Consider the following 26867-nt stretch of genomic DNA (forward strand, 5'->3'; position numbering starts at 1 on the left):
CCTACGAGGGCAGCGCGAGGAGCGGGGTCGCGAGGACGCGCTCGAGCCAACCGACCTGGGCGGCGACCGCAGATGCTCCCGGCCCCAGCTTCGGGGCCTCGAGCAGTGCACCGAGGACGCGGGGGACCTGGTACGGGTCTTCGAACTGGTCGATCTTCACCTCGGAGTACGGGACGCCGAGCGCGCGAGCGCACGACTGGACCGTGGTTCCGCGGCCGCTCGAGACGTTGACGAGCATCGCGATCGCCGCGACGGTGTAGCCGAAGTCGTTGAACGCGCGCGCGAGGTGCGCGCCGTCTTCACCGGCCTCGTCACCGACGACGATGACGATGAGCTGGTGTCCCGCCGCGATGCGGACCCCCGAAGCATGCAGCGCGCGGAGCGCCGCTGCGTGCATCGTTCCTCCGCCCGCCTTGATGCCTCCGAGCATGTGCTGCACGGCGGCACGGGTGGCGGCCTTGGGCTTGAGCACCGTTCCGACGGTGTCGAAGCTCGCGATGTGCACGTGCTCCGGCGGGAACCCCGCGAGGATACGCGACAGCGCTTCCTTCGACTTGTCGATCGCGCCTTCCATCGATCCGGACTTGTCGATGAGGAACATGACGTCGATCGGCTGCTCGGCGGTCGCCTCCTTCACCGCGTTCTTCGCCGCGTTGTCGGACGCCTCCTCGAGCTTCGACTTCAGCTCCTTCGAGCGGACGTTCTTCGCGATGTTGAGCGCGCGCTGGTCGGTCGCCTGCGCGATCGCCTTCTCCCAGCGCTTGCGGATCTCGGGCTCGGTCATGAGGCCGAGCTCCTCGAGCGTGGGGGTGAGCATGCGGAGGTCACGGTCCGAGAGCGACGGGAGCAGCGCCACCATGATGGCGGGCGTGAGCCCGATGTCCTTCGGGAGCCGTCCGACGACGTCCTTGTGCGAGAGCTTCTGCATGACGATCGCTTCGCAGATCTCGGCCTCGGAGAGACCGTCGAACCGCTCGCGCTTCTGCAGCTTCATCGTCCCGGAGAGACCCACCTCACGGTGACCTCCCGCGGACTGCTTCTGCTTCCAGCCGAGGACCTCGAAGAACGCCTGCGTCTCCGGCTTGTAGCCGGACTTGCGCGCGATGTTCTTGATCGTCTCCTTGTATCCCGCCTTCACGAGACCCTGGAGCATCGGCAGGTTCTTCTCGCGCAGGGCGAGCCACCGCGTCGCGGCGCGCTTCCAGCGGCCGAGCTGCGGCTTCTTCGAGTCGGGGTCGGCGAAACCGGCGATTCGGTTCAGCTCGGCGATATCGGGCGTCTCGAGCAGCTCCGCGATGCGGAGGACCGCCTTCGGCGTGAGCATCTTGGTGCTCTTCTTCTCGTAGAAGAGCGCCATCGCCTCACCGACCGCGCGCCAGTCGTCGTCGTGGAACCCGACGCTTCCGTCGTCGTCCTTGATCGGCTGTCCGGCGTGCGGCTGGACGAGCATGAGCGCCGCGCACGCGACCTTGAGGTCACGCCACTCGGTCTGCGTGAGCGCGTACGACGCGAAGCGCGCCATGAGCTCCGAGTTGAGGTTGTAGATGTCGATGAGGCGCTCGTAGAGCTTCACCGCCGCGGGGACGAAGAGCCCCGGCTTGACCGCGGTGCCGCGCGAGAGGACGTCCTTCTTCGCGCCGCGCTTCGCGTGCCACGTCCCGTTCAGGTCGAGCCCGGGCCGGTTGTGCCAGAGGTGGGCGGACGAGGAGAGGACGAGATCGAGCATCTTCTCGGCGGGCCCCTTCTGGGCCTCCGCGAGGATGCTCTGGTGGGGAGTGGTGTTGGTGGTCATGGTCATGGTCGTGTCACCGTCGGAGCGCCGCCTGCTCGCTCGGCCGGATCGGCACGAAACCCGAGCGTCGCTCCCCTTTCCGCCGCCTGACAAGAGTCGACGGCGTCTTACCGCCGCGCGGGGTTTGGCGACCTTCGAGCTCCCGCCTCGAACACCGCCTCGCGCGACGCGCCAGAGGTTGAGCACGCGCCCCGCTCTTGTCCAGCCCCTCCCCAGCCGCGACGCGATCTACTCGAGCGCGACGGGATCCCCGCCCATCGCCGCGGTGAAGAGCGCGGTGAGCTCGTCCCGCGAAAGCTCGCCCGCCGCGAGCCGCTCGATGTGACGGATCCACTCATTACCGAGCTTCAGGCGCGGAAATCCGTTCGTCTTGAGGAACGCGCCGCCGATCGTCAAGCCGGTGCGCTTGTTGCCGTCGAGGAACGGGTGATTCTTCACGATGCCGTGCGTGTACACCGCCGCGAGCTCCGCGAGAGAATTGTAGTAGCCGGTCCGAGGCGCCATGACGGCTGACTCGAGGAGGCCGCGATCACGGACACCGTCCTGGCCTCCGTCCTTCGCGAGGACGCGCGAGTGAGCTGCGAGGACCTCGTCGACGTCGACGAACACGACATCGAACTTCATTTCGAGAGCGCGGTCAGGATTTCGCCGTGGTCGGCGACGAACTCTTCGACCGCTGCAGCGAAGCGCGCATGTTTGGCTTCGTGCGCGAGCTTGATCGCGAGCTCCTTTGCCGCGGTCGAGACGCTCACGCCGGCCTCGATCCGATCGGCGATCTCGCGGATCCCACGAACGGTCTCGGCATCGGTCAGCGTCGTCGCAGCAGCCATGCCCAAAAGGCTAGCACGCGGGCTGGGCCGTGCGAGCGCGGCCCGAGGACATGACACGAGGCCACGTCCTTCGTGAACGTGGCCTCGGTCGATGCGGGTCGGAGGCGCGATCAGCCGGAGACGGTGATCTTCTTCATCTGCACCGGCTCGATCGGGCGGTCGCTGCGGGTGCGCACCTTTTCGATCTTGTGCACGACGTCCATGCCTTCGATGACGCGGCCGAAGACCGGGTGCTTCGACGCGCCCGGCGTGAAGAAGTCGAGGTACGCGTTGTGGACCGTGTTGACGAAGAACTGGCAGGAGCCGCTGTTCGGCCGGCCCGTGTTCGCCATCGAGAGCGTGCCCGGCTCGTTCGAGAGCTTCGCGTCCGCGGGGTGCTCGTCCTGGATCGTGCCGTCCGGGCCGTCGCCCGTGCCCGCGCGCGGGCTGTTCGGGTCGCGGCTGTGCGGGCAGCCGAACTGCAGCATGAAGCCGTCGATGACGCGGTGGAAATGGAGGCCGTCGTAGAAGCCGCTCTTCGCGAGCTTCACCCAGTTGCCCGCCGTGATGGGCATCTTGTCGACGAAGAGCTCGACGGTGAAGTTGCCGAGCGTGGTCTCGCAGAGCGCAGTGGGGTTCGCCATGGCGCACGAACCTACCCGGCGCGCGACGGCGAGGGAAGAGTCAGCGGCGATCGATCTCGACCGGCAGCGCCATCGTGAGCGCCTGCGCCTGCGGAAGGAACTCCCACGCCTTCACGTGCGACTCGACGCAGTCGCGCATCACCGGCGACGCGCCCGACGCCGCTGCATAACGGATCCGGCCGTCGACGCCGACCTCGAGCGCGACGGTGAGCCGCGCGGTGCCCTGCGTCCCCAGCCCCGCCCAGCACGGCGTGCCGATGTCGTGCGCGTGGAGACGAACGATGTTGTCGAGCATCGCGTCCGGCGCCGCCGGAGGAAGCGACGCGCTCGCGTCGCTCGAGCGACCGATGCTCAGCGCCGCGATCAGCACGAGACCGAGGAAGATGCCGGCCACGAGGTAGCCGCTCATCCCCACCCACTGCTGCGGGATCTTCAGCTTCGCCGCGATGCCCGCGAGCGGATGCGCCGGCGGCGGCACCGAGTGGCTCGCGTCCAGGTCCATCGCCACCGGGGCATCGGTCGTACGGTTCCGCGGGTTGAAGTCGCTCTCGTACGTCATGGCGAATTCAGAAACTGCAAACGCGAGGCCACCCGCCGTCGTGGATCCAGGTTGATCCCAGAGCTGCGCAACACGGTCCCAAGTGCCCGAAACCACGAGGTGGTATCCCTCACTCTCGCCGCGATCCCTACATGTCCGATTGAGATCGAGAGGATCCGGGGGTGTCCGCTTCCAAACCCCCAGGGTTGCGCGGAAATGTTCGCTTACGGGTGGACGATGACGACCGTCCCCTTGTTCGGATCGATCTGCACGCCGTGCCAGCCGTCGGGGACCGGCGGGTCCGTGAAGCGGAACACGCGCATCGCGTCGATGGGCGCCAGGTTGATGCACCCGTGGCTGCGTGGGATCCCGAACCGGTCATGCCAGTAGGCGCTGTGGATGGCGTAGCCCTCGTGGAAGTACTGGACGTAGGGGACGTCGCGCAGCTCGAAGGAGGTGTCGTGCTGGTCGTCCGCCGCCGCCGCTTCGCCCGCGTTCGGATCCGGCGGCGCGCCGCCCGAGACCGACGAGCGCTCGCCCGAGTCCATCGTCGCCGTGATGTGCTTGCTCTTGAGGCGGAAGAAGCCGCGGATCGTCGCCTTCGAGTTCTTCGGATCCTTCACGCCGTCCTGCCCGGCCGAGACCAGCGTCGTGAAGACGGGCTTTTTGCCCTCCCACATGACGAGGACCTCGTCCACGATCGCGACGTCGATCCACTTCTCGCCGCGCTCCGCCGCGCCGGGCCAGCGATGCGGCGTCATCGCGATCGCGAGGTCGCGCTCGCGCATCCAGTAGCCCGCCTTCGTCTCGTAGTAGGGGACGTCGTCGAACACCTCCCGCACCCCCGTGAGCTGGAGGAACGCGCGCGACGGGATGACGTCGCTCTCGCGCTTCATCCGCTTGCCGTTCTCCGACTTCCGATAGATGCGTCGGCACGCCTTCATCTCCTCGCCGCGCTTCTTCGGATCGCACGGCCGCGCGAAGGCGAGCGGCAGCTTCATCTCGGGCGTGATCTCGACGCCGTGGAACGGCGACCCGACCTCGGGCTTCACCTTGTCGATCGGGAGGAGGCGCAGGTCGACGGTGACGGCGAAGCGACGATGATCGAGGTTGTCGCCCGCGTCGAAGGTGCCGATGAAGGACACGCCGGTGTGGCGCTTCACCATGTTCGCGAAGAACGACTCCGGCTTCACGTCGAAGCCCTGCACGTTCGGGATCGCGCGGTTGCCGTTCTCGATCCAGAACGGCGGCGGGTCCGCGTTCGACTTGCCGCCGAGGAGGACTCCGTCCGGCGTGTCCTCCGCCGGCGGCACCACCGCGGCGTCGGGGATGAGCTCGCGCGCGTGCTCGTTCGCGCCGCTGCCGACGCGCTGCTCCTCGGGGTGGTTCGCGAACCAGCGGAAGTGGTTCTCGATCTTGTACTCCTGCTTCTTCTGCTCGGCGCGCGACGGCACGCGGAGGTAGAGCGGCGACACCGAGCGGACGAAGCCGTAGGCGTACGGGAGCGGCTTCGACGTGTCGGGCCGCACGCTCGCTGCTTTCACGATAAGCGGATAATCATCGATAGACGCATATTTCCCGCTACACACGAAGCCGCGGGGGGCGATGCCGTACCAGCCGCCGGGGCAGTTCGCGTTGCCGTACGGCGTGTCGCTGCGCGAGACGACGGTGCCGAGGCGGAGGTATCCGATCTTCTTCACCGTGTCGGGGGTCTCGTAGATCGGCACGTGCATGCCCGCCGCCGCGAGCTTCGCCACCTTCGAGAGCACGACCGGCGGAGGAGCGTTCGCCAGCTGTCCCGACGCGATCGTCGCCGCGGCCGGCATGTCGCCGTCCTTCTTGCATCCGATCGCGCTCGCGCCGGTGAGGGCGACGAGCACGACGAGCGCGGTGGAGATCGGGGTCCGCATGCCCCCACCGTGCATGCTGGCGTGGAAAGGGCCAAGAAACCGACGGTCGCGGTTAGGATGGCGGCCGATGCGGACGAAGCGCTGGCCCGAGACTCTCGCTGCGGTCGACCCCAATCCGGAGGAGCTCGACGATCCGTCCGCCGAAGTGATGCGCGTCGTCGTTCACGGCGAGCACGTCTTCTTCTTCCTCTGGTGCTGGGACATGAGCGCGGAGGGACCTCAGGTCTCGGTCCTGTTCCGCGCGCCGCTCTCGTTCGACGCCGACGCGGTACGTCTCGCGTCGATCAGGAGCGAGATGGTGGACCTCGCGCGGTACGACGGCGCGCTCTTCGCGCTCGAGAACGGCGTCGACGCGGAGGGCGGGTTCGGTGCGGTGCATCGCCTCTCGCGCGACGCGACCGTCCCCGCGAGCACCGTACGCTTCAAGCTGGGGAAGGTGTTCAAGACCCTCGGCCACGGAGCGGACGGCCAGCTCTACGCCGCGGGCAACGCGATCTTCACCTTCGACGGAGCGACCTGGCGCGCGCGTCTGACGCCGAAGGACGGAGTCGTTCAGGCGATCGCGGGCGCGGGATCGCTCACCGCCGCGGTGGGGGACGACGGTCTCGTCCTCACGCTCGACCGCCACGAGCCGCGCCTCGTCGCGCACGACGGCGCGACCTTCGAGGGGGTCTTCGTCCACGCGGACGGGAACGTCTCCGTCGCGGGGCGCGACGGCTGCTTCGAGGGACCGCTCGAGCGCCTCACCTCGCTCGACGCGCCGGCGGCGTCGTTCAACGACTGCGTTTCGTTTCAGGGAAAGACGTACTGGAGCGCCGCCGGCGACGAGGGGGTCGGAGGTCTGTACGTCCAGAACGGCCGGAAGCTCGGGCTCGTCTTCGAGGACGGGAGCTGCTTTCGCCTCACCGCGACCGACCGTTACCTCTTCGCCGCGACCGACTTCGGCGTCGTCCGCTACGACGGCGAGACCTGGAAGCCGCTCTACTTCGACTACGACGCGGACGCGTCCGTGTGGAAGGTGACGCGCACTCCGCCGGCAGACGACGAGTGAGTCCTCGCCGCGACGCGCGGGTGATGCTACGGAGCGCGACCTCCGATGTCTGCCGCTTCGAAGACCGACCTCGAATCGAAGATCGACGACCCCGCGCCCGCCCCGCCGGAGCCGCCGCACACCGAGGAGAAGCTCTCCTTCCGCGAGACGATCAAGACCTTTCGCAAGGTCTTCTACATGTGCTGCACGATCGAGATGTTCGAGCGCTTCGCGTACTACGGCACGCGACAGGTCGTCGGGATCTACATCGCGCAGGCGGACGATCCGGGCGGGCTCCACTTCACGCAGGCGCAGAAGGGCACCATCTTCTTTTACTGGGCGCTGATGCAGTCGCTCATCCCGATGGTGAGCGGCGGCTTCTCCGATCGCTACGGCTACAAGAAGACGATCGCGATCTCCACGCTGACGACCATCGCCGGCTACTCGTTGATGGGCACGCAGCGCACGTTCGGCGGCTTCCTCGCCGGCTGCCTCGTCCTCGCGTTCGGCACCGGCATCTTCAAGCCCGGCATCCAGGGAACGCTCGCGCAGACGATGACGAAGCGGAACTCCAGCGTCGGCTGGGGCCTCTTCTACTGGCTCGTCAACGTCGGCTCCTTCTTCGGCCCGATGTACGCCGCCTTCATGCGCGGCCGCGGGTGGAACTACGTCTTCTTCGGGTCGGTCGTCGTCGTCGCGCTGAACCTGCCGATGCTCCTCACGTACAAGGAGCAGGACTCGGGCGCGGACAAGACGAAGAAGCTGGGGCGCGTCATCGTCGACACGCTCGCGAACTTCTTCCTGAACCCCCGCCTCATCCTCGTCGTCGCGCTCTTCAGCGGGTTCTGGATGCTGCTCTACCAGCTCTGGGATCTGATGCCGAACTTCTACACCGACTGGGTCGACTCGCTCTCGTTCGTGGAGAAGAACAAAGGCTGGCTCCCGTCGAGCTGGATCTTCGACAAGGACATCCGCGGGCTGCAGCTCAAACAGGAGGTCGCGCTCTCGCTCAACGCCGCGCTCGTCGTGTGCTTCGTCATCCCGATGTCGTACGCGGTCGCGCGCCTCCGCGTCATGACGTCGATCACGATCGGCGTCCTCATCGCGACGACGGGCACGATCATCTACGGCACGTCGCCGAGCCTCTACGTCGTCGCGCTCGGCGTCGTCTGCTTCTCGCTCGGCGAGATGCTCACCGGCCCGAAGAAGACGGAGTTCTTCTCCCTCATCGCGCCGCAGGGGAAGAAGGCGCTCTACCTCGGCTACGTCAACATCCCGGTCGCGATCGGCCAGGCCGTCGGCGCCAAGATCGCGGCGTGGCAGTACGGCTCGCACGGCGAGAAGGCGATGCTCTCGCTCCGCTACATGGTCGAAAACAAGCTCGTCGCGCCGGAGGGCACGTGGGACGGCGATCCGGCGAGCCTCCCCGACTTCACCGGCATCGAGCGCACCGACGCGTTCGCGCGCCTCGTGAAGGAGCTCGGCCAGGACCCCAACCAGGTCCAGAAGATGCTCTGGGACACGTACCAGCCGTACCAGGTCTGGTACGCGTTCGTGGTCATCGGCTTCTGCTCCCTCATCGGCATCATCACGTTCTCCCAACTCAGCAAGCGCTGGAAGGACATGAACGTCTGAGCTTGCTTGTTCGAGAGGGGCCAGCCTCTCCGCGCGCGCGGGGCGCGCTCCGCCGCCCCGGACCCCCGAGAGGAGGACCGCGGGTGTCCGATCTTCGATTGCTCAACGCAGGGGCTCTGCCCCTGCACCCCGCTCGTCGATGCACGTTCCGAGCGGGGGGTGAGCTCGCGGTCGCATTCTTGTTCACGCACCTTCGATGCGGAGGCGGTGGCCGCACGCGATCGCGATCTCCTCGCCTGGCGCGACCTCGGTCGGCTCGCGGATCGAGAGGTCGCGTACCCATGTGCCTTGCGTGCTGCGCTGATCGGTGACGAGGAGCGTCCCGCGCTCCGTGCGCTCGACCACGGCGTGCCAGCGCGCGGTCGTGTTCTGATCCGAGTGCGCGCCTTGGCGCAGGCAGATCGCGCAGCCGTCGGCGCGGCCGATCATGATGCGGCCGCGGACGATCACTGTGTGACCGAGCGGCGTCTTCGCCGTCACGCGCTCCTCGCCGAGCGAGCCGACGTAGACGAGCCGGAGCGGCCCCGCCCGCCGCGCCGCGCGGTCCTCGCTCCGCGCGTACGCGATCGCCGCCGCGAGCATCGCCCGATCGCTCGCGTACGCGTCGGCGCGCACCGCGCGCTCGATCGGCGAAGGTTGCTCCCCGAATCGCTTCTCACTCGCCGCGAGGAACGCGACCCGCGGCCGCTCACCGTACGCGCGCGTCTCGCGCTCCCGCTCCGGCGAGAACACGACGACCCCTTCGATCAGCTCGAGCATCCCGACCTCGACGCCGCGGCGCGCGGCGTCTGACCCGATGGTGACGTCGCAGAAAGGCAGATCCCGCCAGCGCCCCTGACCAACGACGTGGCAGCCTGCTGGAGACTCGTGCGAGGCCCATTAAGAAAAAGAAGCCCCGAGCTGGATCGATCGGGGTGGATCGCCGATGTAGCAAATGCTGACACTTGTCCTACGATCTGCGCCAACTGCGCTGGCATAATTGTATGAAATAACTAGAAGCGCACATCTGGCTACCTGAGGTACGGAAGCTGCTTTGGTTGGGCTCAGGATGCGGCTGTCCTCTACTTCTCTCCTCCTCGCGGGCGCGCTCGCGGCGGGAGCGGCGATGTTCAACTGCGCACCCGAGGCGAGCGAGGAGCCGCCGTCGATCGACAGCGCTGCGATCACCGGCACGAAGAACCACATGGGCCTTCGTCTCGTTTACGACAAGGAGACGAGCCGCGTGCGCGCGACGTTGAGGCGTCCGCTCGCCGAAGACGAGAAGCTCCGCCTCCAGGTCCGCCGCGGCCGCCTGTCGGCGCAGTCGCAGCAGGAGCTCGATTGCATGGCGCTCCCGGAGGCGCCGGCGGAGCCGCCGTCGACGGCGAACATCGTGGTCGGCTTCCTCACCGAGCTCGCGACGGTGTACCTCGGCCCGTTCGTCGATCCCTCGCTCCTCGCCACCGTCTACGACGAGCGCTGGATCATGCAGCACGTCACGCCGAAGATGCTCGAGGAGCTCACGACGCGCGGCGCCGACTCGATCGTCGAGGCGTGCGTCGTCGCGGGCGACGAGGTGCGCGCGCGCGTGCAGACGTCGATCGCGTACGCGTGGGACCAGTCCGATCCCTCGCTCGTCGGCCACTCCCTCCTCGCCGCCGGCGGCGGCAACATCGCCTCGAACAACCCGATCGAGGCGACCAACCACGCGAACACGATGATCGGGCGACCGATCCGGAGCATGGAGAAGTACGCCGAGCTCTGCGTCGACGAGCTCGGCGAGATCCCGTTCTTCCCGAAGCTCGCGGACGGCAGCTACGACACGTTCGACTGCCGCGACTTCACGACCGGCAGCGGCCTCCCGATCGAGGGCCTCGAGGCGGCGATGATCCCGCAGTCGCAGCACGACGCGAGCGGCAACGACACGACGCCGGCCGAGTGCGACGACACCGCGCCCGGCTCCGCGAACTGCTGGAAGACGTGCGACCACCCGGACTGGCGCTCGCAGACCTGCGAGCCGGGCCCGACCGTCGCCTCCGCGCGCAACGCGAGGGGCACGCACTGGACGCTCCTCTGCCGCTCGCCCGGCGACTCGACCGATTCGCTCGCGTCGCGCAAGGCGACGAAGGTCTTCAACGACATCGCGATGATCGGTCACAACCCGAAGACGGGGAAGACCTGCTTCTTCCAGAACAAGCTGCACGAGGGCAAGGACGGCGGCCACGTCACGCACCCCGCCGACGTCGAGCGCGCGCGCGAGATCTGGGACAACCCGAAGGGCTACTGCGGCAGCTGCCACTCCGCGGACGCGTTCATCCACTCGCCGTGGATCGATCAGGCGAAGCGCTCCGACGGCACGCCGATCGTCCCGATGATGGGCAAGCACCACGACTTCGAGGTCAGCTGGCTCTCGTCGCCGTACTCGATCGTCAACCGCGAGGCGATGAGCAATGCCCGCGTCGGCGACACCGACTGGGCGAAGCCGAAGCAGCTCGTGAGCGCCGAGGCGGCGGCGTGTCTGTCGTGTCACCGCATCGGCGACGGCGACGGCATCAAGCGCTTCCCGATGTGGTCGGTCGGCGAGGAGGGGATCGCGTCGACGCAGAGCTTCGGCAACTCGGACGGCACGATCGCGCATCGCTACTCGGCCCTCGGCGCGAAGTTCGAGAGCACGCACTGGATGCCCCCGCGCCTCGACGGCCTCACGGAGGCGACCTTCCCGCTCTCCGACTACGCGAAGGCCGTCGCGCACATCAAGAAGTGCGCGACGAACGAGGACGCACACGGCTGCGTCTGGGCCGACGTCCCGGGGGAGTGACTTCGTTCGATGCGAGCTAGGTTCTAGCCGCGCAGCGACTGTGCGCGCGGCTTGCGGCGGGATGGCGTCTTCGTGCTTGGCGCGGGTTTCGCTCGCGCCTTCGACCTCGGCGACGCCTTCGTCACGGGGACGGGCTCGGGCTCCGGCTCGACGACGATCGGCTTCGGGTCGGCGTCGCGCGCGGCCCAGTAGGCGCTCATCTTCGGCCACAGGTTCTTCTTCGCGGCCTTCGACACGACCGCGCCGACGTGACCGCCCGGCAGCTCGAGCAGCGTCTTGTCTTGCGACGAGATGCGATCGACGAGGACCGAGGCGGAGTGGGCGGGGACGATGTTGTCGGCGCCGAAGACGACGCACATCGTCGGGCAGGTGATGTTCTCCATCCGCGCCGGCGTGGCGGAGAGCGTGAAGGTGCCGTTCATGAGGGCGTCGTTGCGATAGAGCTCCTCGATGTAGCGCTCGTAGCAGGCGCCCGGGAACGACACGTTGTCGTTGCCCCACGTCTCGATCGCGAGGAAGCCGTCGAGGAACTCGTCGTTCGCGGCGCGATCGATGACGCCGACCGCCTTCGCGAGGTTGAGCGTGGGCCGCAGCATGTGGAAGGCGCCCTGCATCAGCTGCCACGGCACGTTGCCGAAGCCCTCGACGATGGCGCCGACCTTGAACTGCGGGCTCCGCGTCCACACCGCCATCGGTCCGGCGTCGGCGAAGGAGACCGGCGCGGCGAGGACGAGGAGCGACGCGACGTGCTCCGGGCGCGCGGCGGCGTGGATGACGGCGAGCGTGCCGCCGAGGCAGTAGCCGAGCACGTGCGTCTTCCCGCGCGGCGAGGTCTTCGCGACCTTGCGGATCGCGCGGCCGAGGTACGTGTCGCAGACGTCGTCGAACGTGACGAAGCGATCCTCGTCGCCGGGCGTGCCCCAGTCGATGCAGTAGACGTCGTGCCCCATCGCGACGAGGTCCTCCGCCATGCTCTTCCCGGGGAGGAGGTCCATGACGTAGTGCCGGTTGATGAGCGACGGCACGAGCAGGATCGGCGTGTCGAAGCGCCGCGGCGCGTTCGGGTTCGCGCGGTAGCGGAGGAGGCGCCACTTGTTCTCGCGGTGCACCACGTCCGCCGGCGTGGTGCCGACCGGCGGGCGCGGGCGCGTGAGGAGCGAGGCGAGGTTCTTGAGCCGGCTCATCAGGCGCTCGCGGTGGGGGCCGCGCCCTTGTCGCGCGTGTCTTCGTAGAGCGCCTCGAACGTGTCCTTGAAGCGCTCGTAGATCTTCTTGCGGCGGATCTTGAGCGACGGCGTGAGGAGCTCGCTCTCGACCGTGAGCGGCGCGTCGATGATCGCGAATTTTTTGATCGACTCGTAGCTCGCGAGCGACTTGTTCGCGGCGTCGATCTTGTCCTGCACCATCGCGACGCGCGCCGCCTCGTCCTTCGGCGCCGCGGCGTCGTTGAGCCATACGCCGGCGACGAGGAACTTCTTGCCCTCGCCGTAGACGACGACGTGCGCGATGACGGGATCGTCGCGGAAGCGCATCTCGATGTTCGCGGGCGGCACGTTCTTGCCGCCGGCGGTGACGAGGATGTCCTTCTTCCGATCGATGATCTGGAGGAAGCCGTCGTCGGTGAAGCGGCCGACGTCGCCGGTCATGAACCAGCCGTCGTCGGTGAAGCACGCCTTCGTCGCTTCGGGGTCTTTGTGGTAACCGCCGAACACGTTCGGGCCCTTCGCGAGGATCTCGCCGTCCTCCGCGAGCTTCAGCTCGACGCTCGGGAACGGCTTGCCGACCGAGTCGAAGCGGAACGCGTCGGGGCGGTTCATCGTGAGGGTGGGGGAGGTCTCGGTGAGGCCGTAGCCCTCGATGATGGTGACGCCGCACGAGTAGAAGAAGTCCTTCACCTCGCGCTTGAGGCCGGCGCCGCCGGAGAGGCAGAACTTCAGGCTGCCGCCGGTCGCCGCCGCGAACTTCGCGAGGCGCGCCTCGGGGGTGGGCTCGTGCATCGCCTGGATCGCGAGCTTCTCCCAGTGCGAGGGCACGCTGAAGAAGACCTGCGGCTTCAGCGTCGCGAGCTGGCCGAGGCAGCTCGCGGGATCGGAGAGGTACGTCGTCCACGCGAGCGTGTTGCCGATGCACATCTCGCCGAAGCCGAAGATGTGGCTCATCGGGAGCCACAGCACGTCGGTCTGACGCAGCTCGAGGAGCGGGGCGAGCACCTTGATCCAGTCGAGCCCGTTGTGGCCGACGTTCTCGTGCGTGAGCGGCACGCCCTTCGGGTTGCCGGAGGTGCCGCTCGTGTAGAGCATCACGCCCGGCTGCTTCAGGCTGACGCCGTGCATCTTGGTCGTGAAGGCGGCGGGGTCCTTGGCGTGGAGGTCGGCGCCTCGCTTGCGGGCGGCGCCGATCGTCACGAGCTTCTTCTGGATCTCTTCGAGCGCGGGCGGGTTCGTCGCCTTCGCGTGGACGCGCGCGACGTCGAGTCCGTCGTCGAGGAGCACGATCTTCTCCACCGCGGAGAGGTTCGGCCACGCGTCGAGGACGCGGCCGAGGAGCGCGGGCGTGTCGACGAAGAGGAGCTTCGCGTCCGAGTGCGCGACGACGTACGAGAGCTGCTCCGGCGTCGACGCGGGGTAGACCGGGACCATCACGCCGGCGGCGGCCTGGATCGCGAGCGCGGCGCTCGCCCACTCGACGCGGTTCGGCGCGAAGATCGCGGCGCGATCGCCGGGCTTCAGGATCGTGCCGGCGAAGAGCGCGAGCTCGCGGATCTGATCCGCGAACTGGCCGAAGGTCACCTTCGTCCACTCGCCCGTGCCGGTGGGCACCATGAACCTCACATGATCTTTGCGTTCGTCGAGCGCGTCGAAAACCGCGCGCGGAGCAATCTTCAGATCGAGAAACGGCGTGACGTCCATGGTGATCCTCCCCTCAGTTGGCCTTGTTCTTCGCGAGCGCCTCGGCGAGCTTCTCCTCGAGGTCGATGAGGCGGCTCTCGAGCTGGTTCAGCGCGTGGAGCGAGCGCTCCTGATCGCGCTTCGTCGCGAGGCCGAGGTTGCCGACGAGGTCGGCGGCCTTCTTGTCGTAGGCGGCCTTCGCCTTCATCGCGCTGCCGAGCATGAGGCCGCTCGGGGCGAGGAGGAGCGGGCTCTTCAGCCACTCCTCCATGTACTTCGCGGTCGCGTCTTCCCACGCGTAAAACGCCTTTTTCCAGGTCTCCCAGAGCATGTGTCCTTCTCCTCTTATTGTTGGGCAAGGCCGCGACGCCGGAGCTCGGCCGCGACCGTGAAGTCTTCGTTCGGTTCGCCCGGCGCGCTCGTCGCGCGGGTGACCTCACCGAGGCACTCGGTGAGAAACTGCGTTTGGCGCGTGATCGTCACGACGCCGGACGACGGCGACACCGTGACCTTGAGCTTCACGCGCAAGACTTGTTGGAGCGTGAGCTCGGGGAGGCGCAGCTCGCCGGAGCCGTCGACCTTCACCTCGTAGGTGTCGCGGCCGGCGTAGGGCAGGCCCTGGAAGGTGCCGTTCTGGACGTCGGCCGACGTCGTGTACGTGAGGCCGGGCGTGAGCGGGAAGCGATAGAGCTCGATCGGCGTCGTGTACTTGAGGATGGTGCGGTTCGGGCCGTCCGCCTTCGACACGATGCCGTGGAGCGAGAACGCCTGCTCCGAGTGCGTGTAGACGCCCTCGTTGGTCCCGCCCGCGTCGATGTTCGTCACGAACGCGTCGACGAGGCCCGCGAACTCGCCGGCGTACCACTTCCCTTCGAGGGTGCTCGCGGTGAGGAGGGCGACGGTGTCGTCGGGGAAGTCCTGGTCGAACGTCCAGAAGCGCTTGCCGTCGCGCTCGACGCCGACCGTGTCGACGGTGCGCTGCGTCCCCGGCGACGACACGAGCGTCTGCGCGGTCGCGCCGATGACGGGGCGGAGCTCGCTCGCGTCGATGCGCCCGTCGAGGTTGGGCACGCACGGGAGCGGCGGCGGCGTGGCCCCGACGTAGTTCCCTTTCGGAGAGGGCGGCGTCTCGTTGTCGCCGCACGCGAGCGCGAGGACGGTGAGAGCGAGCGGGAAGAGGAGACGGCGCATCGGATGACTCAGAAGAGGTAGTTGAGGCGCAAGCGGATGAGCTGCGCGGGCTTGGCGGAGAGGTTCGCGACCGTGTTGTCGAAGCCTGCGAGCGGGAAGAGGACGCCGTAGTCGAGGGCGGCGAGGAACTGGTGCGTCTCGAAGACGAGCGACGGATCGATCTCGACGCCGAGCGGGGCCTTGCCGGAGGGCGTGGAGTTCTTCTCGATCGCGGTCGACGCGACCCCGGCGACGTGGGCGGTGAGCTGGGTCGAGCGCGCGCGCGCGATCTGGACCCGCGCGTGCGGCCGCGCGTAGGCCGCGTCCGTGATCGCGCCGAGGATCTCGCGGAAGAGGATGCGGTCGACGCGGTAGTCGGGGTGGAAGCGGAAGTTGTCGACGCGGTTGTCGCGCGGCGGATTTCCCTGCGCGCCGTCGAGATCGCCCGCGACCGGCGCGGGGTTGCCTGCGCGCTGCACGACGCCGAAGCCGGGGGTGGGGTCGCCGCTCGCGTAGCCGGCGTCGAAGCCGAAGGAGAACGGGCCGGTGCCGAAGTCGCTCTGCAGCGCGGCGCCGACCTGCTTGCTCTTCGCGGGGCGGTTGAAGAGCGTGCCGGGGAAGAGCGACGGCTGATCGACGGTGGCGGTGAGGAACGCGGCCTCCGCCTCGACGCGCCCGAACGGCAGCGTGAGGCGCGCCCAGCCGTCGAAGGCGGTCGCGGTGTAGCCGCGCGACATGATGCCGGAGCCGCCGTTGAGGAGCGGGTCGACGTTCGTGGCCGTCGGCAGGTAGGCCGACGGCACGTCGTTCTCTTGCCAGCGATGCGTGACGTAGGCGCCGTAGTCGAGCGTCGACTTCGCCGCCTTCGCCCGCCGCTCGCGCGCCTCGTCGGTGTGGTAGCGCATCCACACGAACGTCGCGGTGCGCACGTTCGTCGTCGGCTCGAGCGCGATCGTGCGGTTCTGCGCGGGGCGAGCGCCGAGCGGCAGGGTCGCGCTGAAGTCGTAGGCGAAGCCCCAGATGTGGCCCGCGAGCGGGGTGAGGAACGCGATGCGGTCGGCGGCGTCGGCGCTGTCGCAGTCGAGGCAGTCGCCGCCGTTCGCGACCATGCCGAGACCCCAGTGCGTGCCCATCCGGCCGGCGGTGATGAACCCGAACGGGAGGAGCAGCTCGCCCCACGCGCGGCGCACGCGGACGACGTCGGCGGGCGATCGCTGCGTCGTCGTCGCGGACGGGATGCCGTCCGGCAGCGAGCCGAGCGCGATGTTGTCCAGCATGTCGATGCGCGCCTTCACGCCGACCATCGATCCCGGCGCGTAGAGCGAGAGGTCGGTGCGGAACCGCATGTCCGCGTGCGTGAGCGTCTGCGCCTTGGGATCGGCCTGCGAGACGGGGAAGATGGGGAGGCCCGACGGCGTGAGGCCGCGATCGAGATCGAGGTTGTGCAGCGCCTCGGTGCGGAGGCGCATGTAGCCGGCGAGGTTCACCTCCGTCTTGTCGCGCGTCCGGTAGTCCTGGCCGATCTCCTGGTAGCCGGTCGCGCTTGCGTGCGGTGCAGCAAGCGTGCTCGCAACGAATGCTGCGGCGCACCAAAAGGGCCTGCGGCGCGTCACTGGAAGACGTCCTTTCCGCCGAGCCAGGCAAGGAGGTCGCGGTTCGACGCGTCGCGCGCCTCGATCATCGGGAAGTGACCGCAGCGCGGGTACACGATCATGCGCGCGTTCTGCAGCTCGCGCGAGAGGCGCTCGCCGTACTTGAGCGGGGTGACGGTGTCCTCGCGACCCCACATGAGGAGCGTCGGCTGCTTGACGTCCTTGTACTTGCTCTCGACGTCGGCGTAGCGCTGTCCGCGCACCGCGGCGAGGGCGGCGGCGCGGGTGCCGGGGCGCGCGACGGCCTTCTCGACGTCCTCGACGAAGCGCTCGGTGACGAAGCGCTTGTCGTAGAACGCGAGCGACATGCGCTCGTCGACGCGCTCGTTGTACCAGAGTCCGAAGAGCGCCTCGCCGACGCCGGCGGCGCGCGACCAATGGAAGAAGGTCGGGAGCTGGTCCTCGTAGACCCACGCGTCGTAGAGCGCGACGCGCGTGAAGCGCTCCGGCGCCAGGAGGAGCGCCTGCAGCGCGACGGAGCTGCCCCACGAGTGCGCGACGAGCATCGCGGACTTCACGCCGCGCGCGTCCATGAGGCGGAGGACGAGCTTCGCCTGCGCCTCCGGCGAGTAGTCGCCCTCGGGACGATCGGTCCAGCCGAAGCCTTTCAGATCGAGCGCGACGATCCGGTACTGCTTCGAGATGACGGGGATGACGGGCGCCCAGTTCTCGAGCGACGAGGCGAAGCCGTGGACCATGACCACGGTCGGCTTCTCCTTCGTCGCGGTCGCGACGGCCTCGTTGCCGTCGTCGGTCTCGATCGTCGTCTGGCTCCCGACCGACGAGGGATCGGTGTCGAGGTAGCGCACGCGCGCGCCTTCGACCTCGGCGAACGTCGCGTTCTTCGGCTCGCCCGGCAGCGCGCCCGGATGGAACGAGAGGCACCCGGCGAGGGCCGGCAAGCAAGCGAGGAGGAGACGGCGCGTGCGGTTCATCGGCCTCGGTCCGGTCGGTCTCGTGCTCTCGTCGGGTCAGGGGGCGATGCGCCGGACTTCGGCGGCGTTGGTGAACTCGACGTTGGGCTCGTTCAGCTCGGAGGTGACGGCGGCGACGTTGCCGTAGCACTCGGTGACGAACGCGAACTGCCGCGTCTTCACCACCGTCTCGGTCGGCACGGCCGGCGGCACGGCGGGGAACGTGCGCGTGATCAGGATGCGGACGCGGAGCACGTCGAACGTCCCGAGGGGTGCGACGAGCTCGCCCTCGCCGTCGACCTCGTTCTCGTAGACGTCGGTGTACGCGTACGGTCCCGACGGCGACGTCGGCGCCGTGGGGTAGGGCGCCACGCCGGTCACGTTGATGACCGAGGACTCCCACTTCTTGCCTTTCTCGAGCGGGAACTTGAGGACCTCGACCGCCTTGTCGTTGATGAGCTCGGTGCGGTACGCGCCGTCGTAGGAGCTCACCGCGCCGAGGATGGTGAGGCTGCCGTCGTCGGACTTCGCGAACACGGCGAGGAGGTCGGGCGACTTGCCGATGGGGGTCGCGTACGAGCCGTTCGGAAACTTGGGTCCGTACCACTTGTCGTCGAGGGGGAGCGTCTCGATGAGGACGTTCGCGTCGCCGTTCAGCTTGCCCGAGAGGTCCCAGCGCCGCTTCCCGCCGCCGATGTCGGTGCCCTCGGTCGACACGAGCGCCTTCGTCGCGAAGCGGAAGATGCCGTGGAGGCCGGCGCGCGTCGGCACCTCGTTCGCGGCGATGACGCCGTCGCGATTGGCGACGCAGCCACGCGTGGTGAGACCGCCGCCGTCGTCGGAGGGGCGTTTGATGACCTCGTCGTCATCGTCGTCGTCGTCGTCGGCCGGCGGCGCGCCCGCGTCGAAGACGCCGCCGTCCTGCACCGGCACGCAGCGGCCGTCGGCGGAGCAGACGCCGGAGGCGCAGTCGGCGCCGACGCGGCAGGCCCGCGCTTCGGAGTCGGAGCACGCGACGACGACGGACGTGACGCCGATGGCGGCGACGGCGACGAGCGGGAAAGTGAAGGCACTTCGCACGGATACCTCGGAGCGAGAATTCGGCGCTCCCATGACACCGCGCCGCGTCGGCAGCAAGGCGACCGCAGCCGCGGAGACGCGGACGATCCCCTTCGCGGAGAAGGGCCGAGCCTCGAGCATGCTGCGTCGCACCATCGAGGCGCTTCGTAGGCCTCTGCCGCGCGTCCGTCAACTCGAAATGTTGCGGCGCACCATGTTGAGACGTCCACTATGCTGCACCGGCGATGCTGGTGGTGAAGAAGTACCCGAACCGAAGGCTCTACGACACGCGCAACAGCCGCTACATCACGCTCGAGGACCTCGAGCAGACGATCCGCGGCGGCGAGGACATCGTGGTGCAAGACGCGGCGAGCGGACGCGAGCTCACGCAGGAGGTGCTCACCCAGATCATCCTCGAGCGCGGCAACGGCAAGATCTTGCCGTCGGCGCTGCTGATGCGCCTGATCCGCCTCGACGACGCGGCGCTCGGCGAGTTCCTCACGCGCTACGTGAGCTGGGCGCTCGACATGTACATGCAGATGAAGGACCGCACGACGTCGTTCTTCCACAAGAACCCGCTCGTCAACGCCCCCTTCGCCGCCGCCGACGCGCTCGCACGCATGGCGCTCGACGCTTCCCCCTACGGCCGCGCCCAGCAAAAGAAATACGAGATCCCCGCGCCCCAACCCTTCCCCTTCCCACTCCCCGACGACGACGCCCTCGACGCCGTCGGCTACGGCACGATGCCCTTCGAGCCCCCACCCCACGTCACGCCGCGCGCCGCCCCACCGCCCGCCACGGCCTCAGACGCTTCGCCGCCGCATGTTGCGCCGCCGGGTGTTGCGCCGCCGGATGCTGCGCCGCCGGGTGTTGCGCTGCCGCATGTTGCGCCGCCGCATGGCGCGCCGCGTCGCGCCGCAAGGTCGCCCCATGCTGCGCCGCCACAAGAAGCGCCGTCCCACGTTGCCCCGGGCCATGCTGCGCCGCCACAAGGTTCGCCCCGTCATGCTGCGCCGGCACAAGGTCCGGCCCGACATGCTGCGCCGCCGCAAGACCCATCGTCTCCTGCTCCGCCGTCGAAAGGAGCGTCCCGTCGCGCCGAGGCGTCTCCTCCGGCCGGAGCGTCCCGTCGCGCCGCGGCGTCTCCTCCGGCCGGAGCGTCCCGTCGCGCCGAGGCGTCTCCTCCGGCCGGAGCGTCTCGTCGCGCCGAGGCGTCTCCTCCGGCCGGAGCGTCTCGTCGCGCCGCGGCGTCTCCTCCGGCCGGAGCGTCTCGTCGCGCCGCGGCGTCTCCTCCGGCCGGAGCGTCTCGTCGCGCCGCGGCATCGCCTCACGGTGCGGCGCCGCATGGTGCGCCGCCGCAAGCTTTGGCGGAGTCGGAGTCGGAGTCGGAGTCGAGCGTCGAGACTCAGGTGCAGCAGCTCCGCGAGCAGATCGAGGCGCTGAAGCAGGCGCTCGTCCCGCCCCCCTCGACAAAGCGTCCTCGCCGCCCAAAGCCCAAACCCGCGAAGAAGCGCTAACACGCGCTAGCACGCGCTAGCACGCGCTAGCACGCGCTAGCACCCAACGAATCGCCATCGAACGCGATCGTGGGCGCGGGATGCGGGGCCGGCGGGCTTGCGCGAGTCGGGAGATCGCATGCCGTCGATGTTGCGGTGCAGCGTGGGACGAGAAATGGCGCGGGAAAGTCGCGTGAAGGACGGCGCCCTGGTTCTGCTTGATGTTGCGATGCAACAAAATGGGTTGACGGACACGCGGGCCCTCCTTAGGGTTGGGGCTCGATGGTGCGGCGCAACATTGGGCGTCGCCGGGAGGATGCGATGGAGCTCAAGGACCTGAATCCGTTCACGCAGATGGGGAAGATGATGGAGACCTGGACGAAGATGGCAGAGGACTCGGCGTCCCGCGCGTCGGCGTTCTGGGCCGAGATGGAGAAGGCGGACTCGCAGCGTGTCGAGCGCGCCTCGGCCGCGATCGACGAGGTCGCGAGGCTGCAGAAGGAGTCGCTCGCGTATGGCGCGCGCGTCGGCGCGGAGATGCGGAAGCTCTCGGTCGACGCGATGAAGCAGGTCACGTCGCTCGTGACGAAGTCGGCGCCGGCCGCGTCGGCCTGAGTTCGCGCTCGAGACGCTGGAACCGAACCAAAACCTGATCGGAGCTGCGCCATGTTCGAGATGCTCGAAGCGAAGATCGCACCGACGCCCAAGGACACGATCTACCGGGAGGGGAAGGGAAGCATCTACCGCTTCCGCGGCGGTAAGCCGGGGGCGGGGACGCACGTCCCCGTCCTCCTCGTTCCCTCGATGATCAACCGCTGGTACGTCCTCGATCTGCGCGAGGGCGCGAGCGTGGCGACGGCCGTGAGCGCCGGCGCGCCGTGGGACACGTTCCTCTTCGACTGGGGCATCCCGGAGGACGAGGATCGGTACCTCTCGTGGGACGACGTCGTCGCGAAGCTCGATCGTGTCGTGAGACGCGTCTTGCGTGTGACCGGCGCGCGGGCCGTCTCGATCGTCGGGTATTGCATGGGCGCGACGCTCAGCAGCATCTACACCGCGCTGCATCCCGAGCGCGTCGCGGCGCTCGTGAACCTCGCGGGGCCGATCGACTTCAGCCACGCGGGGCGCCTCGGCACGATGGTCGACAAGCGCTGGTTCGATCCCGAAGCGATGACCGCGCCGGGGAACCTCGGCGCGGCGCAGATGCAGAGCGGCTTCACCGCGCTCGCGCCCACCGGCAGCATCTCGAAGTGGATCGGCTTCGCCGACAAGATGCACGATCCGCGGGCCGTCGGTGCGTTCGCGGCGCTCGACAAGTGGGCGGGAGACAACATCCCGTTCCCGGCCGCCGCGTACGTCACGTACATCAAGGAGCTCTACCAGGAGAACCGCCTCTTCAAGGGCGAGCACCGCGTCGCCGGCGCGGAGGTCGATCTGCGTCGCATCACGTGCCCCGTGATGTCCATCGTCGCCGACCGCGACGCGATCTGTCCGCCCGCCGCAGCGACGGCGCTGAACGACAAGTCGTCGAGCACGGTGAAAGACGTCATGTCGATCCCGGGCGGTCACGTCGGCGCCGTCGTCGGCAGCCGCGCCGCGAAGGAGCTCTATCCACGCCTCCGCGCATGGCTCGACAAGCACGGCACCATCGCACGCACGCGGCAGCCGGAGAGCCGACTGTAGAACGGCAGAGCGGAGTCGGCAGAAGAAGGAAGCGGAAGGCGGGGGCCCGAAGCGGAAGCGGCGCCGAAGCGGAAGGCGGGGGCCCGAAGCGAAAGCGGCGCCGAAGCGAAAGCGGCGCCGAAGCGGAAGCGGCGCCGAAGTGGAAGGCGGGGCCCGAAGCGAAAGCGGCGCCGACGAGGAAGCAGCGCCGAAGCGGAAGCGGCACCGAAGTGGAAGCGGTGCGCCGAAGCGGAAGCGGGCGAAGTCGGGGCGGAGCGGAAGCGGGGTAAGCCGAAACGGGGCGAAGCGGAAGTGGGAGCGAAGCGAGGCGGGGGCGGAAGCTGGGGGACGGACATGCTGGAACTGAAGCTTGGAATCTGAGGAGAGAACGACATGAAGCTCGAAGAGCTGAAGATCATCGTTACGGGTGCGGCCTCTGGTATGGGCGCGCACTTTGCGAAACAGCTGCATGCCGCGGGCGCGAAGGTCGCGGCCGGCGACGTCAACGAGGCGCTCCTCGCCGAGCTCCCTGCGGGCATCGCGCGGCGGAAGCTCGATGTCTCGAAAGAAGACGAGGTCGTGTCCTTCGTCGACTGGGCGCACAAGGAGCTCGGCGGGCTCAACGCGCTCGTCAACAACGCGGGCATCATTCGCGATGGTCTCCTCGTGAAGCAGGACCGCGAGACGAAGGCGATCAAGCGGTTCTCCGCCGACGACTTCAACGCCGTCATCAACGTCAACCTCTTCGGCGCGACGATGATGGTTCGTGAGGTCGCGGCGAAGATGGCCGAGACCGGCACGAAGCCGGGCGTCATCGTGAACATGTCGTCGATCTCGCGGCACGGCAACCGCGGCCAGTCGAACTACGTGGCCGCGAAGGCCGCCCTCGTCGCCAACACCGTGACGTGGGCGCGTGAGTTCGCTCCGTTCGGCATTCGCGTCACCGCGATCGCTCCGGGCATGGTCGAGACGCCGATGACGAAGGGCATGAACCAGAAGGCGCGCGACGCCGTCGTCGCGACGATCCCGGTCGGTCGTATCGGCACCGTCGACGACCTCTGGACTGCAGTGAAGTTCGCGCTCGAGTGCGACTACTTCAACGCGCGCACCGTCGACGTCGACGGCGGCGGCTCCTTCTGACCCACGCACAGGAGAAACGGCAGTCGACGCCGTCGAGGGAAGGGCGAGCGCGTTGTCGGGGAAACGGCAGGCTGAGCCGTCGGGGGGAAGGGCCGGCAGCACCGTTGCGGGAACGGCCAGCGGCGACGTTGGGGAGGGGCCGGCGGCGCCGTTGAGGGAATGGCCGTCGCCGTCGCCGTCGCGGGAACGGCCGGCGGCGCCGTCGCGGGAACGGCCGGCGGTGCTGCCGAGGGCGCATTCGCGTGGGCGTCGGCGCTCTCGCGGTGAAGCGGTCGTCGTGAGTCGTGCGCTCGCGATGGCGGCGCTCGAGGTGGTGGGGGCGATCGTCGCCGTTGCTGCGTTCGCCGGGCTCGCGGTCGCGCCCGAAGATGAGCGAGGGCGAGCGCGCGACGAAGGGGGGCGTGTCGAGGGGGACGCGGCGACGCGTGGACGGAGTCGGCGCGGGGGCGGTGGTACGCTCGATGTGTGAGCGGTGATGAACCGAAGGTCGAGGACGGGGACGAGTCGCTCGTCGCGTTCTTTCGTTCGCTGAGCGCGGCTGCGCGGCGCGAGTACGAGTTGCTCGCGGAGCGCGATCGGCGCTTCGGCGAAGACGTCGCTGCGGAGCAGCGTTCGTGAGGACGCCGTGAGTTGGGTCGCCGACGCGGCGACGCTGGCGCGGGCGTGCGCGCGCATCGCGCCGGAGCTCGGGCTCGACGCGAAGGCGAGCGAGACCGCGCTGCGCATCGCGATGCGTGAAGCCGATCACCTCGCCGACGACGTCTACGACGTACCCGGCGCCGTGCTCTTTGCGCTGGGGCGTACGCCACGATGCTTCGCCGCGTTCCGCACGATGAGCGTCCTCGTCACGCAGTGGCAAGCGAAGAGCCTCGGGTTCAAGCTCGACGCCACGCCGCTGGAGCTCGCCAGCATCCTCGCGCGCGTCGCTCGCGGCGACGCCGACTACGCGGAGGTCCGCGCATGGGCCGCCGACCGGCTCTTTCCGTTCGGAGGGTGACGGATCGGAGGGGGACGGAGGGTGATGGAGATGACAGAGCGCTCTTCCGGAAATGGAGCGGAGTCGGATAGCTCGCGGCTGCCCGTTTCATTTTTTTCGAGCGGCGCGCTGCGGGGCATCGGAGCACCTGGGGCAGCGGATCTGGTTGATACCGCGCAAGGAATGCGCTGCGTCGAAGTCATGACGCGGATGGATCCTGATTAGTCCATGAGTTTTAGGCATTTACAGGCTTGACGGGGTGAGGTCTCCTGTCAGCATATACATATGCGCTTCGCACCTACATCGGCTCTCTGGTCGGCTGCGGTCATCGCCCTCGCGCTCGTGGGCTGCGCGACGGACAACGGCGACGTCGACGACGATGATCCGGCCGCCGTGCCCGCGACGAACGACGCGACCGGCGCAGGTGAGAAGAAGAGCGAAGAGGCGCGGAAGCCCGGCTCTCGCCCCGACTTCGACCCGCAGTTCGAGCAGGGGACGCCCGACGACGAAGAGGCGGACGATCCGTCGAAGGATCCGACCCCGCCCGGCGGCGCGGACCAGTGCATCGACACCGACGATCCCGGCTCGTCGCCGAACCTCGCGAAGAAGCTCCCCGACACCGACGACTGCAACCAGGACATCCTGTCGGTGAGCGGTGTGATGAACGGCGGCGTCGACGTCGACTGGTACTCGCTCTCCGCGACCGATCGCGGCATCTCGTTCGATCACCCGGTCGGCTGCAAGCTCGACACGACGTTCGAGACGAAGACGGCCGGCACCGAGCTCTGCGTCTTCGCGCGCTGCAAGAACTCCACGGACAACGCCGTCAGCGGCTGCGCCGCCGGCACGCCGACGACGGCCGAGAACGGCCTCAAGGGCTGCTGCGGCGCCGCGCCCGGCAACGGCAAGGCCATCCCGCAGTGGGACTGCGCCGGCTTCACCGACAACGACTCCGCCGACTTCTTCCTCCGCGTGAGGCAGACGAACAACGGCGAGAAGTGCCTCCCGTACAAGATCGAATACCGCTACTGATCGCGCGGGCGCCGCGCGTCCTATCGTCAAGGACGACGGGTCGGGACCGGGAGCGGAGTGCCGGCGCGGACGCTCTGCGCGATCGCGGCGCCGAAGTCCTTCTCGGCGCGGTCGCAGGCGACCTTGTCGCTCGCGCATGCCTTCTCGAGCGCGTCGCGCGTCGACTTGACCTTCGGCGTCGTCAGGAGCGCGCGCTTCGTCGCTTCCTCGAGGCGCGTCCACGGCATCTTCGCGGCGGGCTTCGGCTGCGGTGGGCGCCTCAGCGTGAGCTCGCCTTCCAGCACCGACACGCACGAGCCGTCCCAGCGAAGGACGTCGAAGCTCGTGTTGCCGCTCATCACGACGCCGCCCGCGCTCGGCGCCGAGTGGCGCGAGAGGACGATGACCTCCTCGTCGAACGCGAGCTGCGTTCGGCTCGTGAAGCCGCCCGACGCGTTCCACGCCTCGACGTCGCCCGCGAGCCACACGCGCGTCCACGGCGTGCCCTTCGCGAACATCGTGAGCGCCATGTCGGGGTAGGGGACGGTGCACAGCTTCTTCACGAAGGTGCCCGGCGGCAGGCACGTGTTCGTGCCCTTGATCGCCTGCTCGCCGACGCAGGTCGTCGGGATGGGCTCGGGCGGAGGCGTCTCTGCCGCAGCGCTCGAGACGATGCCCGCCACGAAGAGCCCTGCCAATGCGCCAATCCGCTTCATCCCTCGCCCCTTCCCCTGCAAGCTCGCCCCACCGACCACCGATCACCGACCCGTTCGTGTACCGTCCCTAGCGCCGATTTCTCCCCTGTCACGCGCCTTTTTCGACTTCCGCTCGGCGACTTGCATACGATCCGAGATCCCATGGCAGCGCGCTCGATAGGCTCCGGCACGATTTCGTTCGGGTTGGTGTCCATTCCGTTCAAGCTCTTTACGGCCACCTCGGCGAAGTCCGTAAGCTTCAACATGCTGCACAAGCCGTGCGGCAGCCGGCTGAAGCAGCAGCTCGTCTGCCCGGTCGACAACGTCGTCGTCGAGCGCTCCGAGACGGTGCGCGGCTTCGAGCACACCCGCGACCAGTACGTGACCTTCACCGACGAGGAGCTGAAGTCGATGGAGGCGGCGCGCACGGGCGTCCTCGACCTGCAGGAGTTCGTGCCGGCCGAGTCGGTCGACTACCTCTACATCGAAAAGACCTATTTCATCGGACCCGACAAAGGCGGCGATCGCGCGTATCGCCTCCTCGCCGAGGCGCTCGAGCGCAACAAGAAGCTCGGGGTCGGTCGCTTCGCGCAGCGCGGCAAGGACAACCTCGTCATCGTGCGGCCATACAAGAAGGGCCTCATCCTGCACGAGTGCTACTACGCCGAAGAGGTCCGCTCCTTCGAGGACATCGACACCGGCGCGACCTTCGAGTTCAAGCCGATGGAGCTCGATCTCGCGGACAAGCTGATCGAGCAGCTGCAGCAGGAGAAGTTCGACCCGAGCCACTTCAAGGACGAGTGGGCGGAGAAGGTCATGGCCGCGGTCCAGCAGAAGGTCGCGGGCGAAGAGGTCACCGCCGCGCCCGAGGCGCCGAAGGCGCAGATCATCGATCTGCTCGAGGCGCTCAAGCGCTCCGTCGCCGCGGCGAACACGACGAAGCCCTCCGACATCGAGGCCGCGCCGCCGGTGAAGCCGCCGAAGAAGGCGGAGCTCCGCGAAGAGGCGGCCGCGCCGAAGAAGCGGGCGGCGAAGAGGTAGCCGCCTCAG

27 protein-coding genes are annotated in these 26867 nt (G+C 68.5%); 12 read left to right on the forward strand and 15 right to left on the reverse strand.

The features are described 5' to 3' along the window. Position 1: 1 nt before the first annotated feature. From KF837_28505 to KF837_28530, 6 genes are all read right to left on the reverse strand, one after another. The gene (locus KF837_28505) at positions 2–1792 is read right to left on the reverse strand and encodes a VWA domain-containing protein (protein MBX3231299.1); all 1791 of its coding nucleotides are present in this window, start codon (positions 1790–1792) and stop codon (positions 2–4) included. 228 nt (positions 1793–2020) lie between these two features. Beyond that, the gene (locus tag KF837_28510) at positions 2021–2416 is read right to left on the reverse strand and encodes a type II toxin-antitoxin system death-on-curing family toxin (protein MBX3231300.1); all 396 of its coding nucleotides are present in this window, start codon (positions 2414–2416) and stop codon (positions 2021–2023) included. Next, positions 2413–2622 carry a hypothetical protein gene (locus KF837_28515; GenBank protein MBX3231301.1) on the reverse strand — a complete coding sequence of 70 codons (210 nt, stop codon included), beginning with the start codon at positions 2620–2622 and terminating at the stop codon, positions 2413–2415. The genes KF837_28510 and KF837_28515 overlap by 4 nt, the downstream gene beginning before the upstream one ends. A gap of 110 nt (positions 2623–2732) precedes the next feature. After that, positions 2733–3245 carry a peptidylprolyl isomerase gene (locus KF837_28520; protein MBX3231302.1) on the reverse strand — a complete coding sequence of 171 codons (513 nt, stop codon included), beginning with the start codon at positions 3243–3245 and terminating at the stop codon, positions 2733–2735. A 40-nt stretch (positions 3246–3285) separates the two neighbouring features. After that, the gene (locus tag KF837_28525) at positions 3286–3804 is read right to left on the reverse strand and encodes a hypothetical protein (GenBank protein MBX3231303.1); all 519 of its coding nucleotides are present in this window, start codon (positions 3802–3804) and stop codon (positions 3286–3288) included. 203 nt (positions 3805–4007) lie between these two features. Then, entirely contained in the window at positions 4008–5516 is a 1509-nt protein-coding gene (locus tag KF837_28530; protein MBX3231304.1) for a L,D-transpeptidase, read from the reverse strand. Between the two features lie 244 nt (positions 5517–5760). On the opposite strand from KF837_28530, the gene KF837_28535 reads away from it, so the two are divergent. Both KF837_28535 and KF837_28540 read left to right on the forward strand, forming a co-directional pair. Continuing rightward, entirely contained in the window at positions 5761–6744 is a 984-nt protein-coding gene (locus tag KF837_28535; GenBank protein ID MBX3231305.1) for a hypothetical protein, read from the forward strand. A 45-nt stretch (positions 6745–6789) separates the two neighbouring features. After that, on the forward strand, positions 6790–8358 hold the full coding sequence (locus KF837_28540; GenBank protein MBX3231306.1) for an MFS transporter: 1569 nt from the start codon (positions 6790–6792) through the stop codon (positions 8356–8358). A gap of 183 nt (positions 8359–8541) precedes the next feature. Here the strand turns inward: KF837_28540 and KF837_28545 are convergent, their stop codons facing one another. Next, on the reverse strand, positions 8542–9117 hold the full coding sequence (locus KF837_28545) for an FHA domain-containing protein (protein MBX3231307.1): 576 nt from the start codon (positions 9115–9117) through the stop codon (positions 8542–8544). Between the two features lie 274 nt (positions 9118–9391). On the opposite strand from KF837_28545, the gene KF837_28550 reads away from it, so the two are divergent. Continuing rightward, a complete protein-coding gene (locus KF837_28550) occupies positions 9392–11155 on the forward strand; it encodes a hypothetical protein (GenBank protein ID MBX3231308.1) in 1764 nt (587 codons plus the stop codon). Between the two features lie 23 nt (positions 11156–11178). On the opposite strand, the gene KF837_28555 is transcribed toward KF837_28550, so the two are convergent. The 7 genes from KF837_28555 to KF837_28585 form a co-directional block, all read right to left on the reverse strand. Then, a complete protein-coding gene (locus tag KF837_28555) occupies positions 11179–12339 on the reverse strand; it encodes an alpha/beta fold hydrolase (GenBank protein ID MBX3231309.1) in 1161 nt (386 codons plus the stop codon). Continuing rightward, a complete protein-coding gene (locus KF837_28560) occupies positions 12339–13976 on the reverse strand; it encodes a long-chain fatty acid--CoA ligase (protein ID MBX3231310.1) in 1638 nt (545 codons plus the stop codon). Before KF837_28560 ends, KF837_28555 begins: the two co-directional genes overlap by 1 nt. Positions 13977–14076: 100 nt before the next feature. After that, positions 14077–14373, reverse strand: a complete 297-nt coding sequence (locus KF837_28565; GenBank protein ID MBX3231311.1) for a hypothetical protein — start codon at positions 14371–14373, stop codon at positions 14077–14079. A 14-nt stretch (positions 14374–14387) separates the two neighbouring features. Further along, the gene (locus KF837_28570) at positions 14388–15233 is read right to left on the reverse strand and encodes a hypothetical protein (protein ID MBX3231312.1); all 846 of its coding nucleotides are present in this window, start codon (positions 15231–15233) and stop codon (positions 14388–14390) included. An 8-nt stretch (positions 15234–15241) separates the two neighbouring features. Then, a complete protein-coding gene (locus KF837_28575) occupies positions 15242–16825 on the reverse strand; it encodes a TIGR04551 family protein (protein MBX3231313.1) in 1584 nt (527 codons plus the stop codon). After that, entirely contained in the window at positions 16822–17799 is a 978-nt protein-coding gene (locus tag KF837_28580) for an alpha/beta hydrolase (protein MBX3231314.1), read from the reverse strand. Before KF837_28580 ends, KF837_28575 begins: the two co-directional genes overlap by 4 nt. A gap of 36 nt (positions 17800–17835) precedes the next feature. Beyond that, a complete protein-coding gene (locus tag KF837_28585) occupies positions 17836–18858 on the reverse strand; it encodes a hypothetical protein (protein MBX3231315.1) in 1023 nt (340 codons plus the stop codon). A gap of 224 nt (positions 18859–19082) precedes the next feature. On the opposite strand from KF837_28585, the gene KF837_28590 reads away from it, so the two are divergent. The 8 genes from KF837_28590 to KF837_28625 all read left to right on the forward strand — a co-directional run bounded on the left by KF837_28590 (position 19083) and on the right by KF837_28625 (position 25143). After that, positions 19083–20354, forward strand: a complete 1272-nt coding sequence (locus KF837_28590) for a hypothetical protein (GenBank protein ID MBX3231316.1) — start codon at positions 19083–19085, stop codon at positions 20352–20354. Between the two features lie 300 nt (positions 20355–20654). Beyond that, positions 20655–20948: a hypothetical protein gene (locus tag KF837_28595; GenBank protein MBX3231317.1), complete on the forward strand. Its 294-nt coding sequence runs from the start codon at positions 20655–20657 to the stop codon at positions 20946–20948. A gap of 51 nt (positions 20949–20999) precedes the next feature. Continuing rightward, entirely contained in the window at positions 21000–22016 is a 1017-nt protein-coding gene (locus tag KF837_28600) for an alpha/beta fold hydrolase (GenBank protein ID MBX3231318.1), read from the forward strand. A 372-nt stretch (positions 22017–22388) separates the two neighbouring features. Further along, a complete protein-coding gene (locus KF837_28605; protein ID MBX3231319.1) occupies positions 22389–23135 on the forward strand; it encodes an SDR family oxidoreductase in 747 nt (248 codons plus the stop codon). 277 nt (positions 23136–23412) lie between these two features. Continuing rightward, positions 23413–23604 (forward strand): hypothetical protein, encoded by a 192-nt coding sequence (locus tag KF837_28610; GenBank protein ID MBX3231320.1) that lies wholly within the window; start codon positions 23413–23415, stop codon positions 23602–23604. Next, positions 23601–23753: a hypothetical protein gene (locus KF837_28615; protein MBX3231321.1), complete on the forward strand. Its 153-nt coding sequence runs from the start codon at positions 23601–23603 to the stop codon at positions 23751–23753. The genes KF837_28610 and KF837_28615 overlap by 4 nt, the downstream gene beginning before the upstream one ends. Positions 23754–23760: 7 nt before the next feature. Continuing rightward, the gene (locus tag KF837_28620; protein ID MBX3231322.1) at positions 23761–24132 is read left to right on the forward strand and encodes a hypothetical protein; all 372 of its coding nucleotides are present in this window, start codon (positions 23761–23763) and stop codon (positions 24130–24132) included. Positions 24133–24396: 264 nt separating this feature from the next. Further along, a complete protein-coding gene (locus tag KF837_28625) occupies positions 24397–25143 on the forward strand; it encodes a hypothetical protein (GenBank protein MBX3231323.1) in 747 nt (248 codons plus the stop codon). 26 nt (positions 25144–25169) lie between these two features. Here KF837_28625 and KF837_28630 read toward each other — a convergent pair whose 3' ends face one another. After that, entirely contained in the window at positions 25170–25838 is a 669-nt protein-coding gene (locus tag KF837_28630) for a hypothetical protein (protein MBX3231324.1), read from the reverse strand. Between the two features lie 141 nt (positions 25839–25979). Here KF837_28630 and KF837_28635 point away from each other — a divergent pair, with 141 nt between their 5' ends. Continuing rightward, positions 25980–26858, forward strand: coding sequence for a Ku protein (locus tag KF837_28635; GenBank protein MBX3231325.1), 879 nt, complete (start codon positions 25980–25982; stop codon positions 26856–26858). Positions 26859–26867 lie beyond the last annotated feature (9 nt).

It is taken from the genome of Labilithrix sp. (assembly GCA_019637155.1).
Classification (GTDB): Bacteria; Myxococcota_A; Polyangia; order Polyangiales; family Polyangiaceae; genus Labilithrix.

What these genes read in the sequence shown, in the direction of transcription:
- KF837_28505 (MBX3231299.1), bottom strand. Translation starts at nt 1,792, where the DNA reads ATGACCACCAACACCACTCCCCACCAGAGCATCCTCGCGGAGGCCCAG.
- KF837_28560 (MBX3231310.1), bottom strand. Translation starts at nt 13,976, where the DNA reads ATGGTGCCCACCGGCACGGGCGAGTGGACGAAGGTGACCTTCGGCCAG.
- KF837_28570 (MBX3231312.1), bottom strand. Translation starts at nt 15,233, where the DNA reads ATGCGCCGTCTCCTCTTCCCGCTCGCTCTCACCGTCCTCGCGCTCGCG.
- KF837_28530 (MBX3231304.1), bottom strand. Translation starts at nt 5,516, where the DNA reads ATGCACGTGCCGATCTACGAGACCCCCGACACGGTGAAGAAGATCGGA.
- KF837_28510 (MBX3231300.1), bottom strand. Translation starts at nt 2,416, where the DNA reads ATGAAGTTCGATGTCGTGTTCGTCGACGTCGACGAGGTCCTCGCAGCT.
- KF837_28545 (MBX3231307.1), bottom strand. Translation starts at nt 9,117, where the DNA reads ATGCTCGAGCTGATCGAAGGGGTCGTCGTGTTCTCGCCGGAGCGGGAG.
- KF837_28605 (MBX3231319.1), top strand. Translation starts at nt 22,389, where the DNA reads ATGAAGCTCGAAGAGCTGAAGATCATCGTTACGGGTGCGGCCTCTGGT.
- KF837_28595 (MBX3231317.1), top strand. Translation starts at nt 20,655, where the DNA reads ATGGAGCTCAAGGACCTGAATCCGTTCACGCAGATGGGGAAGATGATG.
- KF837_28590 (MBX3231316.1), top strand. Translation starts at nt 19,083, where the DNA reads ATGCTGGTGGTGAAGAAGTACCCGAACCGAAGGCTCTACGACACGCGC.
- KF837_28515 (MBX3231301.1), bottom strand. Translation starts at nt 2,622, where the DNA reads ATGGCTGCTGCGACGACGCTGACCGATGCCGAGACCGTTCGTGGGATC.
- KF837_28635 (MBX3231325.1), top strand. Translation starts at nt 25,980, where the DNA reads ATGGCAGCGCGCTCGATAGGCTCCGGCACGATTTCGTTCGGGTTGGTG.
- KF837_28540 (MBX3231306.1), top strand. Translation starts at nt 6,790, where the DNA reads ATGTCTGCCGCTTCGAAGACCGACCTCGAATCGAAGATCGACGACCCC.
- KF837_28600 (MBX3231318.1), top strand. Translation starts at nt 21,000, where the DNA reads ATGTTCGAGATGCTCGAAGCGAAGATCGCACCGACGCCCAAGGACACG.
- KF837_28625 (MBX3231323.1), top strand. Translation starts at nt 24,397, where the DNA reads ATGCGCTTCGCACCTACATCGGCTCTCTGGTCGGCTGCGGTCATCGCC.
- KF837_28525 (MBX3231303.1), bottom strand. Translation starts at nt 3,804, where the DNA reads ATGACGTACGAGAGCGACTTCAACCCGCGGAACCGTACGACCGATGCC.
- KF837_28535 (MBX3231305.1), top strand. Translation starts at nt 5,761, where the DNA reads ATGCGGACGAAGCGCTGGCCCGAGACTCTCGCTGCGGTCGACCCCAAT.
- KF837_28555 (MBX3231309.1), bottom strand. Translation starts at nt 12,339, where the DNA reads ATGAGCCGGCTCAAGAACCTCGCCTCGCTCCTCACGCGCCCGCGCCCG.
- KF837_28580 (MBX3231314.1), bottom strand. Translation starts at nt 17,799, where the DNA reads ATGAACCGCACGCGCCGTCTCCTCCTCGCTTGCTTGCCGGCCCTCGCC.
- KF837_28565 (MBX3231311.1), bottom strand. Translation starts at nt 14,373, where the DNA reads ATGCTCTGGGAGACCTGGAAAAAGGCGTTTTACGCGTGGGAAGACGCG.
- KF837_28630 (MBX3231324.1), bottom strand. Translation starts at nt 25,838, where the DNA reads ATGAAGCGGATTGGCGCATTGGCAGGGCTCTTCGTGGCGGGCATCGTC.
- KF837_28520 (MBX3231302.1), bottom strand. Translation starts at nt 3,245, where the DNA reads ATGGCGAACCCCACTGCGCTCTGCGAGACCACGCTCGGCAACTTCACC.